Raw genomic sequence first — 17,423 nt, forward strand, 5'->3', positions numbered from 1 at the left:
CTTCAATAAGAAAAAGAGGTGCTAATCAAATTAGCACCTCTTTTTATTTACCAAACTATTTCTAATTGCTGTCCTTTTTTTAAAGTTACATCTTGCTTTTTCTCTCCACTAATTAAGGTTGTCTTACCTCCTTTTTTAGAAAATACCGAAACTTTCTTCAGCCTTTTACCATTCCATTCCATCGAAATTTCAAATCCACCTCTGGCACAGATGCCTTTTACGGTTCCGCTTTCCCAAGCATCGGGCAAAGCGGGCAGTAATCTGATTTCATTTTCATCAGACTGAACCAGCATTTCAGCAACAGCGGCAGCTCCACCAAAATTCCCGTCAATTTGAAACGGCGGATGTGCATCGAATAAATTAGGATACGTCCCTCCTCCTCTTCTTGGTGTTTCCGTTTTCTTTCCGTCGGGATCAACATATCGAAGCAGTTCCCGAAACATTTTGTAAGCCCTATTACCGTCCCAAAGTCTGGCCCAAAGATTAATACGCCAGCCTTTTGACCAACCCGTTGTTTCGTCTCCTTTTATTTCTAAAGTTTGTCTCGAAGCTTTGGCTAAATCAGGTGTTTTTTCTGGTGTGATATGATCTCCAGGAAAAAGTCCGAACAACTGCGATTGATGGCGGTGTTTGGGATCTTTATCTTCCCAATCAAAATACCATTCCTGCAAGTTTCCTTTTTTACCAACTTGATACGGATGTAAATTAGCCAAATCTTTTTCAAGTTCCACTCTAAATTCGGCATCAATATTTAAAATTTTAGCGGCTCGAATTGTTTTGTCAAAACATTCCCGAATCATCGCCAAATCGGCCGTACCGCCATACATGGTTGCACCAACAAAACCATCGGGTGTTATATATTGATTTTCGGGTGAAGTTGAAGGACCCGTAATTAAATTTCCATTTTTATCTGTTACTAGCCAACCCTGGCAAAATTCAGCTGCCCCTTTCATCAATGGATATCCTTCTTTTTTTAAGTATTCTTTATCTTGGGTAAAAACATAATGTTCCCAAATGTGTGTACTCAACCAAGCACCGGCCAATGGCCAGCATGCCCACATTGGGTCTTCTTTTCCAAATTGTCCAACAGGATTGGTCATCGCCCAAATATCAGAATTGTGTGCTGCGGCCCAACCTTTATCAATTCCATAAAAAGTCTTCGCGGTTATTTTCCCAGTAACCGATAGGTTTTTTATAAAACTCAAAAGTGGCAAATGCATTTCGGAAAGATTTGTGTTTTCCGTCAGCCAATAATTCTCTTCCAGATTGATGTTCATCGTGTAATTACAACTCCAAGGCGCATTTAAGTAGGGGTTCCAAAGTCCTTGCAAATTGGCTGGAACTCCTAGCGTTCTGGAAGAGCTAATTAATAAATAACGCCCATAATTAAAATATAGAATTTCCAGATTTTTATCTTCTTTTCCTTCAGAATATCTTAGTAAACGTTCGTCTGTTGGTAAATCAGGTGCTGTGGTTTTTCCTAAATTTATAGTTACTCGATTGTAGAATTTTTGATAATCGGCAATGTGAGTTTGCCACAATTTATCGAATGATTTTGCAAATGCCTTGTTTAAATTGGTTGATGCAATGGCTTTATCATTCAAACCTTCAGTAGCAGGATTTTTGTCAAAATCATTAAAACTGGTTGCGATTGCAACGTAAATTATGGCTTCCGTTCCGTTTTTTAATCCTGAATTATTGTTTGAACTTACAATTATACCATCCGTATTTTTGATTTTTATCAAAGTGGTGAACCGAGTTCCTCTGTCTTTTTCCAAAAGAAAAGAAGGTACAACTTGATACCCCGGATTTTCATGAATTGGTGCAACACCGTTCATGGTAAGGACATTGTCTTTTACTTCTGTTTTGAATTGCAACAAACTACTGGAATTGACATCAAAACTCAAAGTTCCTTTTTGGCTACTCGTCAATTTGATGGCCATAATTTGGTCTGGTGCCGAAACAAAATATTCTCGGGTAAATTTCACTCCGTCAACTTCATAACTCACTTTGGAAATTGCCTTCGAAATATCTAATTCTCTGTGGTAATTTTCAACTTTTCCGGAATGATGGTTATTGATTTCCATCGTCCCTAGTGGTGCGTACGATTCGGAATTTTTGCCTTGAATTCTTTTATTCAACTCCTCAGCCAGTTTGTAGTCTTCCTTTTTTAATGCTTCGCGAATGGCGGGTACGTTCTTGTAAGCATCTGGATTCATATTCGCATTAACGGGTTCTCCGGACCAAAGCGTGATATCATTCAGATAAATTTTATCCGAATTGACCCCTCCGAAAACAGTTGCTCCCATTTTTCCGTTTCCTAGAACCAAACTTTCCTCAAAAAACTCAGCTGGTTGGTTGTACGACAGAATATGGCTGGATTGCGCAACCACTTTTCCGTAGAAAGTAGAAAAGAAGAAAACTAGAAACAGTTTTTTTAAAAGATTTGATTTCATGAATTGTTACTTATTTATATGAAAGGTCTTATTTGTACTTCGCTTGCGTGAGGGCAATGTCTATAAGTTAAGCTTTTTCAGGAGAAATTTCAGTACTTCAGAGTTGCTAGTGTTCTAATATTATGTGATTCCTCGTACCTCGGAATGACAAAACGCGATGATTTATATATGCAATATCACGTAAGTTTGTCATCTCGACAAAGGAGAGATCACGCAAGATGCTCAACAATCCCGGTGAAATCAGCCTTTTTTCTTAACTTAATGACATTGCCCTCACCCGCAATGTCATTAAGTTAAACTTTGTTTTTCTCGCCAAGACGCAAAGGCGCAAAGTTTAGAGCCGATTTCTTAACGTCTTCGCGTCTTTGCGAGAGTTATATTTTGAAAAACCGAGCAAAAAATCCTTAACTTGAATGACATTGTGCGTGAGGGATAAAAGCAAACTACCGAAGTAGTGCGGATAGCCCGACCGCATTTACGAAAGGCGCGCATGAGCGGTATGCTAAGTAGCGCCTTTTGCAAATGGGGTCACGCCCTTATAATTACTTACTAATACTATATTTTTCGTTGGCCGTAATCATTTCCCAATCATCAGTTCTAAAAGGAGATGCAGGGAATTTTTCTTTATTGAAAAGATTGATTTCTGTATCGTCATCTGCCCAACCGTAATGAACAGCCACAGGGTTTTTTAAATTTTCACAGGAAACTATTACTGTATTGTTTTTGATAATCGCTTTCGCGGAATAAAAAACTTTATCTGCACCTGCGATTTCAAATCCTTTTACGTTTTCTGAATGATCCGAACTTGATAATCCGCTTCCGATTTTATCAAACGTTAAGATAATTTGATTCCCTTTGATTTCCATTGATTGGTACATTGGTCCACTACAAACTTGTTTTTTTCCATAAACATCATTCAAAGCAATTGATGCTAAACGTTTTCCAACGTCTTGTTTGTTTGTGGGGTGAATGTCTTTTGCATTGCCAATATCAGTCGTTACCACCATTCCGGTGTTTGGTAATTGCAAAGTTTCCGTTTGTGCTTCACGAAGTTCTGCCCAGCGGCTGCCAACTTTGCTATTTCCATTAAACTCATTGAAAGTTGACAATTGTACAAAATAAAAAGGAAAATTACCCTGATTCCATTTGGTTCTCCAATCTGTTATCATCAACGGAAATGCTTTTTTATATTGTTTAGCTCTCCAAACATTGGCTTCACCCTGATACCACAAAACACCTTGAAAAGCGTACGGAATTAATGGATTGACCATTGCATTATACAATAACGAAGGATAACTATTGGGTGAAATGGCAATTTTTACCTGTACTACATTGAACTTCCAAAGACCTTCCAAAGGCATACTAAAATCTTTGAAATCAATTTTTAAATCGGCAGGATCGCCGTAAATTCCGCCACCACCTGAGTAATCTGAAATTCGAATTGCAATTACATTATTACCTTCTTTCAAAACGCCGGCAGGAATTGTATAAACTCTTTGGGCTTCCCAAATATTATTGGTTCCTACCTGAACGCCATTTACATAAGTTATGTCTTCGTCATCTACTTTGGACATATGCAAAACAGCTTCTTTTTTGGCCTGTTCGGCAGATAAAACAACAGTTTTTCGCATCCAAACGATTCCGTCAATATTACCGATTTGTTGGTTTTCCCACAAGGAAGGCACTTTTATTTCAGGCCAATTAGCGTCTTTAAAATTCAAATCTTTAAACTGATTTTCGTTGGCCATCGTCACATCAAAACCTTGAACTTTTTTGATATTATCTAAAACTGATTTTTTGTATGTTTCAAAAACGGCGTCCATATCCACCTGAGGCACATCGGCAATCATGGCTTTAAAGTCATCGCTTTTTTCGAATGCTTCACGGCTGGTCCAAGTTTCGACACAAGTGCCGCCCCAAGAGGTATTGATGATTCCGATGGGGATTTTTAATTCGGCATATAATTTTTTAGCAAAAAAGAAACCAACAGCCGTAAAATCGCTGATGGTTTCTTTGTTGCAAACGACCCATTTTCCAGCTTTTAAATCTTCTTTTGGTGAACCACTCAAATCCTGGGCTACACCAAAATGACGAATCATTGGATAATTGGAGTCTTCGATTTCGGTTTTGAAATTCATCGTTTTATACATCTGGAATTCCATATTCGATTGTCCGCTGCAAATCCAGACTTCACCAACCCAAACATCTTTTATAACAATTTTGTTTTTGCCAGAAATGGTCAATTCAAACGGTCCTCCTGCTTTTTCGGAATCTAATTTCACCATCCATTTTCCGGTTGCGTCGGTTGTGATGGTTTTGGTCTGTTTGTTAAAATGGACTTCGACTTTTTCATTGGCGTCTGCCCAACCCCAAACGGGAATTTGTTTATTGCGTTGCAAAACCATTCCGTCCGAAAATACTAAAGGCATTCGAACATTGGCGTTTACCATTATGAAAGAAATCAGAAAAAGAAATGCGATACTTTTTTTCATTTTATTATGTTTTTTAAAATCAGCGACAAAAAGTAACAGCAAAGTTCGCTAAGCTTTGCGAACTTTGCGCTTCTTTGCTATCCTTGCGGTTACTATATTTTTATTCAAACTGTTTATCATCTACTTCAATCCATCCTGCAAAGCGGTTAATGCTTGCTGATCATAAACCGTATTATTGGTTCTATTAAATAAAGTCATAGTGTTTACTCCCATGAATCCAGCATCCCAATAAAAAGGGAGCAGGCCATTAGCTTTTGCCTGTTTTACTACATATTTCAGAAAATCGGCTCTTGATTTGAGATGTAAAGTCAATGCATCACCCGTTAAATCACGTCTGATCGCTCCAAATTCTCCAAGTACAACGGGAATTCCTTTATCGACAAATTGCGTTTTCATCGACAAGAAAAATTTATCTATATCCGCCTCTTCACCCCAAGTTGGATTATGATCTGTGTCTGTGGTTGAATGATTTGCTGCCCCCCAATAGTAAAACATTTTACCCCATGTTTCATCCTTGGTCATCAGAGTAAATTGATAAGGATAAAAATGAATTTCGGCCATCATGCGATTGGCCACCTTATCTGTTGGCAAAGTAGTCATCAACTTATTGGTTTTATCAATATCAGTAGCAGGGCCTTGAACAATCAAGGTACGATACGCATTTTTTCCTCCTGTAGAACGTACCGCATCAATAAACGTTTGATGATAGGACATTAAAACTGCCATTTGAGTAGCATCTTCAACTTTGGGTTCGTTTGCACTGGCAAAAAGCAAATGCTCATCAAAACCGCGTAACTGTGTAGCTATTTGTTCCCAAAACGCTTTTTGTTTGGCATTGTTTTCTACTTTTTTGGCTTCGGTACAATTTTCTTCTAGCCATCCACCATCCCAGTGAATATTTACGATGACATACATATCATTATCGACACAGTATTGCACTACTTCTTTTACTCTGGCTAACCATGTTGCATTGATTTGCGCCGTTTTAGCATTCGCATACTGATTCCAGGAACAAGGAATTCTAATAGCATTGAATCCATTTGCCTTAACCAAGTCAATCAATGCTTTGGTAACCTTTGGATTTCCCCAAGCGGTTTCACTTCCAGGAGTAGCTTCCAAAGTGTTTCCTATATTCCATCCCAATTTCATTTTGGCTGCCAGCGCTACAGCTGTGCTTCCCATTCCTGTCGCATCATCCGCAATTGGATTAATATTATAACTAGGATATAAACCCACTACAGCACCAGTTCCTGCAACTTGTGAAACTGAAATTTGAACTGATGCAGCTCCGCTAGAACTTAATGTAATTATAGCCGTTCTTGCAACTGTAGTTGTGTTTTCTAAAGCAGTAATTGACACTAAACTTGTCCCTTTTGTTCCTGAAGTTTTACTCAATTGAACCCAAGCAGCATTTGAAGCAATATCCCATGTTTTAGCATCCGTTGTAACAATAACACTGGCAACATTTCCTTTAGCTACAAAATCTATCTTAGAAATATCTACTGTAAGTGTTATTGCAGCAGGTTGTACTGGCTCTGCACCCGAATCCGAACTACAAGCACAAAGTCCAAAAAAAGCAACGCATAAAATAGCGCCAATTATAATTTTTCTCATTTTTACTGTTTTAAAATATTATTTAATAATTACTACAACTTCTTTTTTAATATCACGGGATGAACTTCCTAATTTCAAGGTATAATTCCCTGGTTCAACCGTCCATTTTTTGGATTCCACATTATAATAAGCCAACTCTTTTACTGGGATTTTGATTGTTATTGTTTCCCCATTTCCAGCTTTAACTGATACTTTTTGGAAGCCTTTCAGTTCTTGGACAGCACGATCAATTTTTGAATCCGATTTAGAAGCATACAGTTGCACTACTTCTTTACCTTCTGCTTTTCCAGTGTTTTTAACGGTTACCGTAACTGTAATTGTTTCATCGGTTGTGTATTCTTTTTTATTCGTTTTGGCAGTATCGAAAGCAAAAGTGGTATAGGACAATCCATATCCAAAAGGATAAAGAGGTTCTATATTTTTAGTATCAAACCAACGGTAGCCTACCAAAATTCCTTCGGCATAGTTTACTGTTTTATCCCCAGGAAAACTGTTTGTAGCGTGTGCCGGTGAATCCATAATATTTTTTGGCATTGTCCAAGGTAATTTTCCCGATGGATTTACTTTTCCTAACAGCACATCTGCCAAGGCATTTCCACCCTCAGATCCATTGAACCAACTCCAAACCAATGCATTCGTTTTGTTTTTTATTGCTTCAATATCAAAAGGAGCTCCACCAACCATAACCACAATGGTTTTTGGGTTTACTGCCAATACTTTTTGAATCAATTCTTCTTGTCCAAAAGGCAATTTCAAGTTTCTACGATCAGATGCTTCCGTTTCATAATCACGATTGGAACCTGCAAAAACGATAGCAACATCAGAGTTTTTGGCTGCTTCTATAGCTTCTTCTAATTTAGCGGGATCCAATTGATCAATTGTCACAGGACCATTCATCGTAATATCTCCTAATTTGCCAATCTTTTTTTCTTCATAACGCTCCAAATACCCTTCGGCATAGTTGATTTTGATGGAAGCTGGCAATCTGTTTTTCAAACCATCCAAAGGTGTAACCTCTCTTTTGGTTTTTACTCCTGCACCAAATCCGCCCAAAGCATTTTTCTTAGTTGCATTATTTCCGATTACGGCAATTGATTCTACACCATTTAGTTGCAAAGGCAATGCGTTGTTCTCATTTTTCAATAAGACCACTGACTCTGATGCGATTTTATAAGCATCTTGATAATGCACTTCGGTTGCAATACTACCTTTCACACGGTTTTGACCGCCCATTGCTTTTACTTGAAACAAGACATTCAATATTCTTTTAACATGTATATTAATTTCTGCTTCTGAAATTTCTCCAGCTTTGGCAGCTGCAATTAGTCTGTCGGCCAAGAAAAATTCGTTGAACTTTGTGGTAGGTGTTCCCATTTCGATATCCAAACCGCTTTTTAAAGATTTTACTGTGGAATGTACCGCAGCCCAATCTGAAACAACAACTCCTTTGAAGCCCCATTCGTCACGCAAAATTTTGTTCAACATATAATCGTTCTCACATAAATATTCGCCTCTAAACTTGTTGTAGGCTCCCATTATACTGTACGATTTTGCCTCAGTAACTGCTGCTTGGAATGCTGGCAAATAAATTTCACGCAGGGTACGTTCGTCCATTTGAACATCTACAAAATCACGATTGGTTTCTTGGTTATTGGCGGCAAAATGTTTGACACAAGCCATAACATCTTTGTCTTGTAAACCAACAATTAGTGGCACCGCTATTTTTCTGTTTAAAAAAGGATCTTCAGACATATACTCGTAAGTTCTGCCTCCCAGTGGTGTTCTTACAATATTAATCGCTGGCGAAAGCAGCATGTCTTTGTCTCGAGCACGCAATTCTTCTCCAACACTATTTCCAAATAAATGTGCCAAATCGGCGTTCCAAGTAGCCGCCAAAGCTCCAGTAGCTGGATAATACGTCGCAAAATCATTTGTCAATCCTGCGGGGGCCCAACTGTCACGAGATATTTCTTCCCGAACACCAAGAGGACCATCGGCCATTTTTAACTCTGGAATGCCCAAGCGTTTTACACCTCCATTGGCAAACATGCTATTACCATGCAACATGCCTATTTTTTCCTCAAGCGTCATTTGAGCAATTAATTGGTCAATTTTCGCGTCAAATTCGGATCCCAAAGATTTTACAGCAGTAGCTTTTTTATTTTTAACCGTTTGGGAATTTGCATTATATCCAGTAAACAATAACATCGAAAAAATGGATAGGGAGATTATTTTCTTTTTCATACTAGTTTTTTTAGGTCTTATTTTTTTATTTATTGCTTTATAAAATTGAGCAACAGCACATCATTTTCATTAATCTTGAAATCCTTGCTATAGATTCCTTTGGAGTCAATAGTTACTTTTTCGATTGCAATCGGCGCACCGTTGTTTTTTTGTTTAAGCGAATTGACTTGTTGTAGTGTCAACTGCTTTGGTTTGTTCATTCCCAAATAATCGGTGAATACGTCATTGACTTTATACCCTACTTTATATATTTCTAAAGTGTATTTTCCTTTTTGCAAACCTGCCACTTCAATTTTTACAATACCTTTTGATTTGGCGGGTAAATCTTTTATATAATATTGCTGATTGTTTGTAGACTCTGGCAACGTATAAGTAAAATCCCAAAACAACAATTGTACATCTCCTTTTGCATTTTTGGTTGCCCAAGAGGAAGTGTCGGTATTTTGAAGTTCTGCCTCTCCCAATTTGTTTAAAAAAGAATATGAAAAATAAGCAGGTTTCTTGATTCCCTGTGTATTCAACAATCCGAAACCTCCGTGAAAAGGAGTGAATCTTGGACCTGGCTCTTCAAAAATATCGGTAAAAACCCAATACGACATCGAGTTTGCTGCATTTCCAACTTGTTTCAGTTTTTGAAGAATATAGGCTGCTGAATGATAACTATCGTGAATCGGGTCTGCTGGAGTGTAGGACGAACTCCATTCGGTGTAATGCAATTCCAATTTTGGCATAGCCGAATTCGAAATTTGCTGACGAGAATTAATTACTTCGCCACTCACACTCGACGCATCTTTACTCAAAACCGTTCCAGAGCCTCCAAATTCATCTAAAAAACCTTGACCAACTCCGTAAGCGTGTGTAGAGATAAAATCTAAAGGCACATTATTATTGGTACAAAATTCAACAGTTTCAGGAACCCAAGCCGCGCCGGCTGTAGCAGGACCTCCAACTTTATAAGCTGGATTTACGCTTTTGATGGCTCTAGCTGTATAGTCGTATAATTTGAAATATTCCTCTTGAGTACCCGTCCAAAAACCTGGCGATAAGTTGGGTTCGTTCCAAACCTCGAAATACCAAGTCTTCACTTCATCCGCACCATAACGTTCGGTAAAATGCTGAGTTAAGTTGCGAATTAAGTCTTCCCATTTTTTATAATCTTTTGGAGGAGTTACGTTTCCTTTCCACCAAAAAATGGTTTGAGTTCCGCTAGCCAAAGCCGAAGGCATAAACCCTAATTCTACAAAAGGTTTCATCTTGATGCTCAAAAGAAAATCGTATAAGGCATCAACATATTGGTAATTGTATTCCGGATTTCCTTTATTATCTTCTTTATAAACGGCCATATCATCTGTCAATAAACCGTGCATCCTAATATACTTGAAATCGCATTCTTTTTTTGCCAAAGCCAATTGTTGTTGCCAATCAGCGCGCAAACCTTCATTGGCTCTTCCTGCTCCAATGCATTCTTTAAACATGGTATTCAATTCCCCTGCTGATTTATTGTAATCGACTTTTATAATTCGATCTGCAGCAACTGATTTTTTTCCATTCGTATCTTGTCCAAACAATGCAATATTGGTTAGTGATAACAGAATAATTGGTATTAATAAATATTTCTTCATTGTAATTATTTCACCGTTATTTTTTTGGTCAGCAGAATTGCATCCGAAGCGCTTCCAACCTGTATTTCAATTTGTCCTTTTTCGAGTTCAAATTGTTGTTTTGTTGTATTCCAATATTCTAAATTTTTGGCTTTTAAAGTCAGAGCAACTGTTTTGGTCTCTCCTGCTTTCAAAAATATTCTTTGAAACGATTTTAATGCTTTTATCGGTTGCGGAATTGCCGAGTCGATTGATTTCACATACAATTGAACGACTTCCTCCCCGTCTCGTTTTCCGGTATTGGTAACCGAAACCGAAACTGTTAGATTTTTGTCTTTTTCTAAAGTTTCCTTGTTTGTGGTTATCGTATTGTACGTAAAACTCGTGTAACTCAACCCGTGACCGAAAGCATACAGCGGTTTTCCTTGAAAATACATGTAGGTTCTTCCATTGCGGATGTTGTAATCTAATAAATCAGGTAAATCCGTAATGGCTGCCACCCAAGTTTGTGTCAATCTTCCCGCTGGATTGTAATCGCCAAACAAAACATCCGCCAAAGCAGTTCCCAATTCCTGACTGTTTTGTGTCATGTGCACAATCGCAGGAATATGTTCCTGTGCCCAATTGATGGCATACGGAAAACTGCTTATTAAGGCTACAACCGTATTGGGATTGGCTTGATATGCAATCTTAATTAAATCTTCTTGTTCCAATGTCAGAGACTGACGATCTACAGATTCTTTGCCTTCGCTCGGAATTGGACAATCGTTCCAACCAGCATTGCAAACTGGATGATTCCCGACTATCACAATAACTACATCCGCTTTTTTGGCAATAGTTGCTGCTTTTCCATCCGCGTTATTCTTGGCGAATAAAATTTCTACTTTATCTCCCAATTTGTTTTTAATTCCCTTTAAAGGAGTAATCATATAAGGAGGTGTTCCGCTGTACCAATCCAAAAGCACCTCATCGGCATGAAGACCAATTACGGCAACTGTTTTTAGTTTTTCTTTTTGCAAAGGCAACAACTGTTTGGCTGGATCATTCTTCAATAAAACAATTGATTTCAAGGTTGCTTCCAGTGCTAACTTTTTATGAGCATCAGATTTCCAAGGGTCGATTGTGTCTTTGCCTGTTCCAATTTTCGCATACGGATTGGAATCTGTCGCATCCAACATTCCCAGTTTTATCATTACCCGAAAATCACCTCTGATGACTTCGTCTATTTCTTTTTCAGTCAGATAGCCTTTTGAAATTGCGCCGTCGACACCTTCTTTATAATCATCCAAAAACTGATTGATTCCTGCTTTTACGGCAGCTGCAGCACCCAGATACGAATCAGGATAATATTTATGATCCGAAAGCAATAATCGAAAAGCACCACCGTCAGTACAAATAATTCCGTTTTGTGCCCACTCTTTTTGAGTGATTTTTTTCAGCATTGGATGCACCATCGCTGGGACTCCGTTTACTTTATTGTAAGACGCCATATAGGCACGCGAACCGCCTTCGATAATTCCCATTCTGAAAGGAACGGAGTAATATTCTCTCCAAAGCCGTTCATCAAAATCGGATGACGTATACGTTCTTCCATCTTCATTGCTGTTCGCCAAAAAGTGTTTCATTAACGAAGCCGTTTGCCAATATTTTGGATTATTCCCTTGCAATCCTTTTACAAAAGCAACGGTCATCGTTCCGTTAAAAAAAGCATCTTCACCATAACTTTCTTCGGTGCGTCCCCAACGTGGGTCTCTGGCGATATCTGCATTTGGAGCGCGAACAACTAATCCTCCTCGATGGTATTTCTGAAAGGCGTAACGTGCTTCGTATCCTTCAATATTTGCCACTTTTTGAAGCAAATCGACATCCCAAGTTTCTCCCAAACCATAGGCTTGCGGGAAAGTGGTGGTGGTAACTGGCTTTTTGCCTTTTCCTCCCCATTCGCCTGGTCCACCTAATGCTAATCCGTGTAATCCTTCGACATGACCAGTACCGACAACTCCTAATCTGGGAACGGAAGGATTGGTACTTAATACCGCTACTTTCTCTTCCAAAGTCATTAATGACAATAGATTATCAATACGCTTTTCGATTTCCAAATTTGGATTTTGAAAAGGGTATTGCTGTTGTTTTTGTGCCAAAACTGGTACAATCGACAGTAGAAGAATGATATATAGGATATTTATTTTCATTTAAATAATTGGTTTAAAACCATTTCCATAAAATATCTAATAATACCTAACAGGTTAAAAAAAACCTGTTAGGATAGTAAATGAAAAACACAAAACTTCTTGATTAATGCTGAATTTGCGTGAGGGATAGCAGTGGAAATCCTTTTTTCATCCCGCCATTTTGCGGGATGAAAAAAGATTGCAACGGATAGCCCGGTTCGCTTTTTCAGCGAACACGCCCAAAGTATTTTTTATAATTTTTTAAATCTAATTGCTGTTCCTCCGGCTCCTCCCAAATGCAATTTCAATACATCTGATGCTTTTACTGTTTTTTTGGAAATAGCAACTGCTGATGGATTGTGTGTTTCGTCTGTACCTTCAGCATCCGCATAAATCTGAGCTTCGTAAGTGGCTTTTGGATCTAAAAAGGACAATGAAACATCTAAATCTCTGCTTTTTTCGTTGGTCATACTTCCCAAATACCAATCTTCGCTGTTTTGATCTTTACGAACGGTTGTAAGGTATTCTCCTATTTCGGCATTCAATACTTTGGTGTCTGCCCAATCTGTTGGAACGTCTTTTAGAAATTGATAGCCTGGCACTGCATAATTTTCAGGAAGATCGGCTAACATTTGGATAGGCGAATAAAACGTTACATACATTGCTAATTGTTGCGCCGTTGTTCCGTGAATTCTTTTTCCAGGATAACCTTGTTTGATTTCAACATCCAAAACACCAGGCGTATATTCCATTGGTCCAGACAGCATTCTTGTAAAAGGCAAAATCACAACATGACTTGGTGGATTTCCTTCGCTCCAAGCGTTGTATTCCTGACCACGTGCCGCTTCTCTTGCTAACATATTTGGGTAAGTTCTGCGTTCTCCAGTGTCTTTGATTGGTTCATGATAAAAAACGGCTAAATCATATTCGGCTGCTTTTTGCAAAACGTATCTGAAATAATTTACTCCAAATTGTCCGTGATGCCATTCTTTCATGTTTAATTTGGAACCTACGTGACCAATTTTTACGGTGTGGATTCCTAATTTTTTGTATAAGGCAAAACCAGCATCGATTTGTTTCATATAGTTAATCAAATTCGAACCTGTTTCATGGTATCCGATAAGCTCTACTCCTTTTTCTTTTCCGTATTCTACGACTTTTTCAATGTCGAAATTATCAGCGCATTGTGTGAAGCTGAACATGTGCATGTGGTTTTCATACCATTGTTGCGTCCAACCTTTGTTCCAGCCTTCAATCAATAAGTGATGTAAACCTTCTTTGGCGGTAAAATCAATATATTCTTTTGCATGAGCAGTAGTTGCTCCTTGTTTATCTCCTTCCCAAAAAGTGTATTTTCCAATGTGCATAGCCCACCAAATTCCGAAGTATTTATATGGTTTCACATACGATGGATTACCCATTTTGTTAGGCTCGTTTAGATTTAATATCAAATAAGAGTCGATTAAGTCTCCTGACTTTTCAGCTATTTGAATAGTTCTCCAAGAAGAAGTGAAGGTATCTTTTACTCTTACTTTCACCCCATCAGCCCAAGGCACTAAGTCGGTTTTTAATTGTGTCCCAGTGGTATTTACTAAAGTTGTACTCGCATAATCAATTAGATTTGCTTCGTGAAAACTTAGTTTCAATCCGTTTTTGCTTTCAATTGTTAAAGGTGTATGAACTGTGTCAATAGCGTTTATGCTTGATTGTTGATACAAATATTCATAACGATTTTCTTTGTAAGCTGGAATCCACCAAGCTTTCCCTTCTTCTTTTAGATTGAAAGTTGTTTTTTCATCCATAATGAAAACACTGTCTTTTGTTCCTTGTTTTGGATACACGTATCGAAAAGCAATTCCGTCATCATAAGCACGGAACTGAATTTCCAGTTTGCGTTTGTTTTTGTCTTTTTGTTGTAATTGAACCACTAACTGATTGTAGTGGTTTCTGATGTTTTTCTTTTCTCCCCAAACCTGTTCCCATGTTTCGTCGAAAGTGGAATTTTTCACGTTTGTTATTTCGAAATTAGAACTGAAATTCTCATTGTTTTTTAGCAAAAACCCCATATCCGAAGGTGATATCACTTCAGTTTTTCCGTGTGACACCCCATATTTTGGTGCATTGTTCACTAATTCGAATTTTATCTTGTTTTGACCTCCAGGAGAAGCCAATTCGTAGGATTTTGTCTTTTTGCCTTGAGCATTTCCTATACTTATGGATAGTAACAGAACGGGAAGTATTAATTTCTTTATCATATGTAGATAATATTTGTTTTTTATTGGAATATGGAATCGTCAGACCTTTCATTTGCTTTTACGACAACTTCTGTCATGACGCTTTCATAATGTTGTTTCTTACTCTTTTTTATAAATCGGGAAACGAAGCACCCCTTCATTCCCCGATTTAAAACTAACCCAACTCATTTATTTTATCCACTCGGTTTTGAAAGTGGTTTTTCCAGTTAATGGATTTGATGTTGCTTCAAAATTGTTTCCTTTTTTGGAAACAGTTATTGTTTGTACGGCATCTGTCGCTGGCAAGAATACTTTGGCAGTTGCTGTAGTCGTAGCCTCAGTAGCGTATACTTTTAAAGTTAATTTGCTCCAGTCCATGTCTTTTGTGGATTGTGCCAATGCAATATGAGGAATCGCTGAACCGTCTCGAACCAAAACTACAATTGGAATAGCACCCGCTTTGATTTTATGCCATCCTCCTTGGTATACTTGTTTGGTTTGGTAATCAATCCAAGTTCCTGCTGGAAGATAAACGTCTCTTTCGGTTACTTCTTCGAATAAAGGAGCAACCAACATACTGGTTCCAAATAAATATTCATTGTCTACCAGCCAAGCTCCTGGATCATTTGGATATTCTAGGAATAAAGCACGCATCATCGGCAATCCTTTTTGAGAACTTTCTTTGGCTTGCGCATAGATGTATGGCATTAATTCGTAACGCATATTATCAGCGTTTCTAAATCCTTCCAAGAAATCTTTGCTGTACAACCAAGGTTCGCGCGGAGGCTCACCATGGCTTCTTACATGAGAGGTTAACATTCCGAATGGCGCCCATCTGCGGTATAAATTCTCAGGTGATTTAGTAGCAAAACCTCCTACATCGTGACTCCAAAAACTGAATCCACACAGTCCCAATGAAAGTCCACCTCTCAATTCGGCTGACATGGCCCCGTTACTTGTTTCGGCATCACCGCCCCAATGTAAGGGGTAACGTTGGCTTCCTGCCCAAGTACTTCTGGCCCAGATTAAAGTATATCCTTTTTCTTTTTGAGTAATTTCAGCTACTGCTTTGTTGTAACGCAATGGGTATAAATTGTGCTCGTAGAAACCGGTACGTCCTGAATTATAGATTCCGTCTGGCGGTGCAGCTTCTCCAAAATCCACTTTAAAAACAGAAACCCCTTGGTCAAATAAATGTTTTAATTTGGCTTGGTACCAAGTCACAGTTGCAGGATTCGAAAAATCCAATACTGCATCTTCGTAAGGCAAGTTTCCTTTGCGGTCTCTTACGGCAAGACCTTTATCCATAATTTCGTTGAACAAGGTATTTTTTGGAGAGAAATATGGTAATTGCCATAAACATACATGGAAACCGTCATCTTTCATATCCGACATCATTTTTACAGCATCTGGAAAACGGTCTTTTGAAAATTCATAATTATTTCTCCAATCGACATCAAACCAACCTGTATCAAAGTGAATTACATCGGTTGGGATTTTATAGGCGCGTAAATCTTTGGCAACTTGACGGCCTTCTTTTTCAGAGAAATAAGTGATGCGACTCATCCAGAAACCAAATGACCAAAGCGGTGGCATTGCTGCTTTTCCAGTTAGATTCGTGTATTCATCCAATATTTCTTTTGGTTCTCCGATGAAGAAAAACAAATCGGCTTCATCATCGCCAATGTACATTTCATTCGCACTACCAAAATACCTTCCAAAATCACAGGTGATTGGAGTAGAATGGTGCATGAACACTCCATACCCACGGCTACTCATGTAAAATGGAACCGGTTTGTACATGGTTTCGTTTTGAATACCATTGGCATCATCCGTCCATAAAACTACCTTTTGTCCGCGTTTGTTGAATTGGGTAAATGATTCCCCACATCCAAATATTTTTTCGTCCGGTTCTAAGCTGAAAGCCGCTCCCATGCTTCTGGAATAATCACTGTTTCTGCGAACAAACGAGAACGGAAGTGTTGGAGTATAGGTGTTTTTAAAATCAGAATCGTGAAGCGTGCTTGTTAGCAGCTTTCCTTTTTCGTCATAAATTTTTACGTGCCAAGGTTTTGACAAAATCTCAACAGAACCATGTTTACTTGTGTACTTATAACCTCCTTCGATTTTAGAAGATTTCCATAATTCCGGGTGGTTTGGAGCGACTCCATCAACGAGCATTAAAGACGTAGCTTCCGGATGAAATTGTGGTCCCGAAGTCGTTTTAATACGAATGGATCGATCCGATACAAACTGAATTTGAAATGGCAATTCCGGAGAAACTGCATACTCCGTCGTTGGAAATTCATTGGCAGGAACCACACCTGGCTTCATCATCATATTGTTGAAAGCCTGACGCGTCTGATAATTGTAACGCAAATATTTTATTGTTCCTTTTCCTGTTGCAGGGTCAAAACTGGTTAACTCATCAGCAAAATAAAACGTGTTTAGATAATTCTGAAAATCTTTGCTGATATCCATTGGTGCGTTAAGCACATCTGCATTTTGAATTTGTGCTGACGCTTTTGGCGAAAGCAAAAAACCAAAACCCATGAATAGAGACAGGGAAGCTATCTTTATTTTTTTCATTGTGTTCTTTTTAATATTATTT

8 protein-coding genes are annotated in these 17,423 nt (G+C 38.4%); all 8 read right to left on the minus strand.

What is annotated here, in order from left to right:
* Positions 1–47 precede the first annotated feature (47 nt).
* The gene (locus OYT91_RS12435) at positions 48–2,456 is read right to left on the minus strand and encodes a glycoside hydrolase family 95 protein (RefSeq protein ID WP_281238213.1); all 2,409 of its coding nucleotides are present in this window, start codon (positions 2,454–2,456) and stop codon (positions 48–50) included.
* Between the two features lie 542 nt (positions 2,457–2,998).
* Positions 2,999–4,948, minus strand: a complete 1,950-nt coding sequence (locus OYT91_RS12440; RefSeq protein ID WP_269221541.1) for a sialate O-acetylesterase — start codon at positions 4,946–4,948, stop codon at positions 2,999–3,001.
* A 120-nt stretch (positions 4,949–5,068) separates the two neighbouring features.
* Positions 5,069–6,562: a cellulase family glycosylhydrolase gene (locus OYT91_RS12445; protein ID WP_281238214.1), complete on the minus strand. Its 1,494-nt coding sequence runs from the start codon at positions 6,560–6,562 to the stop codon at positions 5,069–5,071.
* Between the two features lie 18 nt (positions 6,563–6,580).
* Positions 6,581–8,806 carry a glycoside hydrolase family 3 C-terminal domain-containing protein gene (locus OYT91_RS12450; RefSeq protein WP_281238215.1) on the minus strand — a complete coding sequence of 742 codons (2,226 nt, stop codon included), beginning with the start codon at positions 8,804–8,806 and terminating at the stop codon, positions 6,581–6,583.
* Between the two features lie 29 nt (positions 8,807–8,835).
* Entirely contained in the window at positions 8,836–10,428 is a 1,593-nt protein-coding gene (locus OYT91_RS12455) for a GH39 family glycosyl hydrolase (protein ID WP_281238216.1), read from the minus strand.
* A gap of 5 nt (positions 10,429–10,433) precedes the next feature.
* Positions 10,434–12,599 carry a glycoside hydrolase family 3 C-terminal domain-containing protein gene (locus OYT91_RS12460; protein WP_281238217.1) on the minus strand — a complete coding sequence of 722 codons (2,166 nt, stop codon included), beginning with the start codon at positions 12,597–12,599 and terminating at the stop codon, positions 10,434–10,436.
* Between the two features lie 230 nt (positions 12,600–12,829).
* Entirely contained in the window at positions 12,830–14,833 is a 2,004-nt protein-coding gene (locus OYT91_RS12465; RefSeq protein ID WP_281238218.1) for a glycoside hydrolase family 97 protein, read from the minus strand.
* A gap of 168 nt (positions 14,834–15,001) precedes the next feature.
* Positions 15,002–17,401, minus strand: a complete 2,400-nt coding sequence (locus OYT91_RS12470; protein WP_281238219.1) for a glycoside hydrolase family 31 protein — start codon at positions 17,399–17,401, stop codon at positions 15,002–15,004.
* Positions 17,402–17,423: the final 22 nt, after the last annotated feature.

This window comes from Flavobacterium praedii, from assembly GCF_026810365.1.
Classification (GTDB): Bacteria; Bacteroidota; Bacteroidia; order Flavobacteriales; family Flavobacteriaceae; genus Flavobacterium; species Flavobacterium praedii.

Excerpts from the sequence above, each read along its gene's own strand:
- OYT91_RS12455 (WP_281238216.1), bottom strand. The coding sequence starts at position 10,428 with ATGAAGAAATATTTATTAATACCAATTATTCTGTTATCACTAACCAAT.
- OYT91_RS12435 (WP_281238213.1), bottom strand. The coding sequence starts at position 2,456 with ATGAAATCAAATCTTTTAAAAAAACTGTTTCTAGTTTTCTTCTTTTCT.
- OYT91_RS12470 (WP_281238219.1), bottom strand. The coding sequence starts at position 17,401 with ATGAAAAAAATAAAGATAGCTTCCCTGTCTCTATTCATGGGTTTTGGT.
- OYT91_RS12445 (WP_281238214.1), bottom strand. The coding sequence starts at position 6,562 with ATGAGAAAAATTATAATTGGCGCTATTTTATGCGTTGCTTTTTTTGGA.
- OYT91_RS12450 (WP_281238215.1), bottom strand. The coding sequence starts at position 8,806 with ATGAAAAAGAAAATAATCTCCCTATCCATTTTTTCGATGTTATTGTTT.
- OYT91_RS12465 (WP_281238218.1), bottom strand. The coding sequence starts at position 14,833 with ATGATAAAGAAATTAATACTTCCCGTTCTGTTACTATCCATAAGTATA.
- OYT91_RS12460 (WP_281238217.1), bottom strand. The coding sequence starts at position 12,599 with ATGAAAATAAATATCCTATATATCATTCTTCTACTGTCGATTGTACCA.
- OYT91_RS12440 (WP_269221541.1), bottom strand. The coding sequence starts at position 4,948 with ATGAAAAAAAGTATCGCATTTCTTTTTCTGATTTCTTTCATAATGGTA.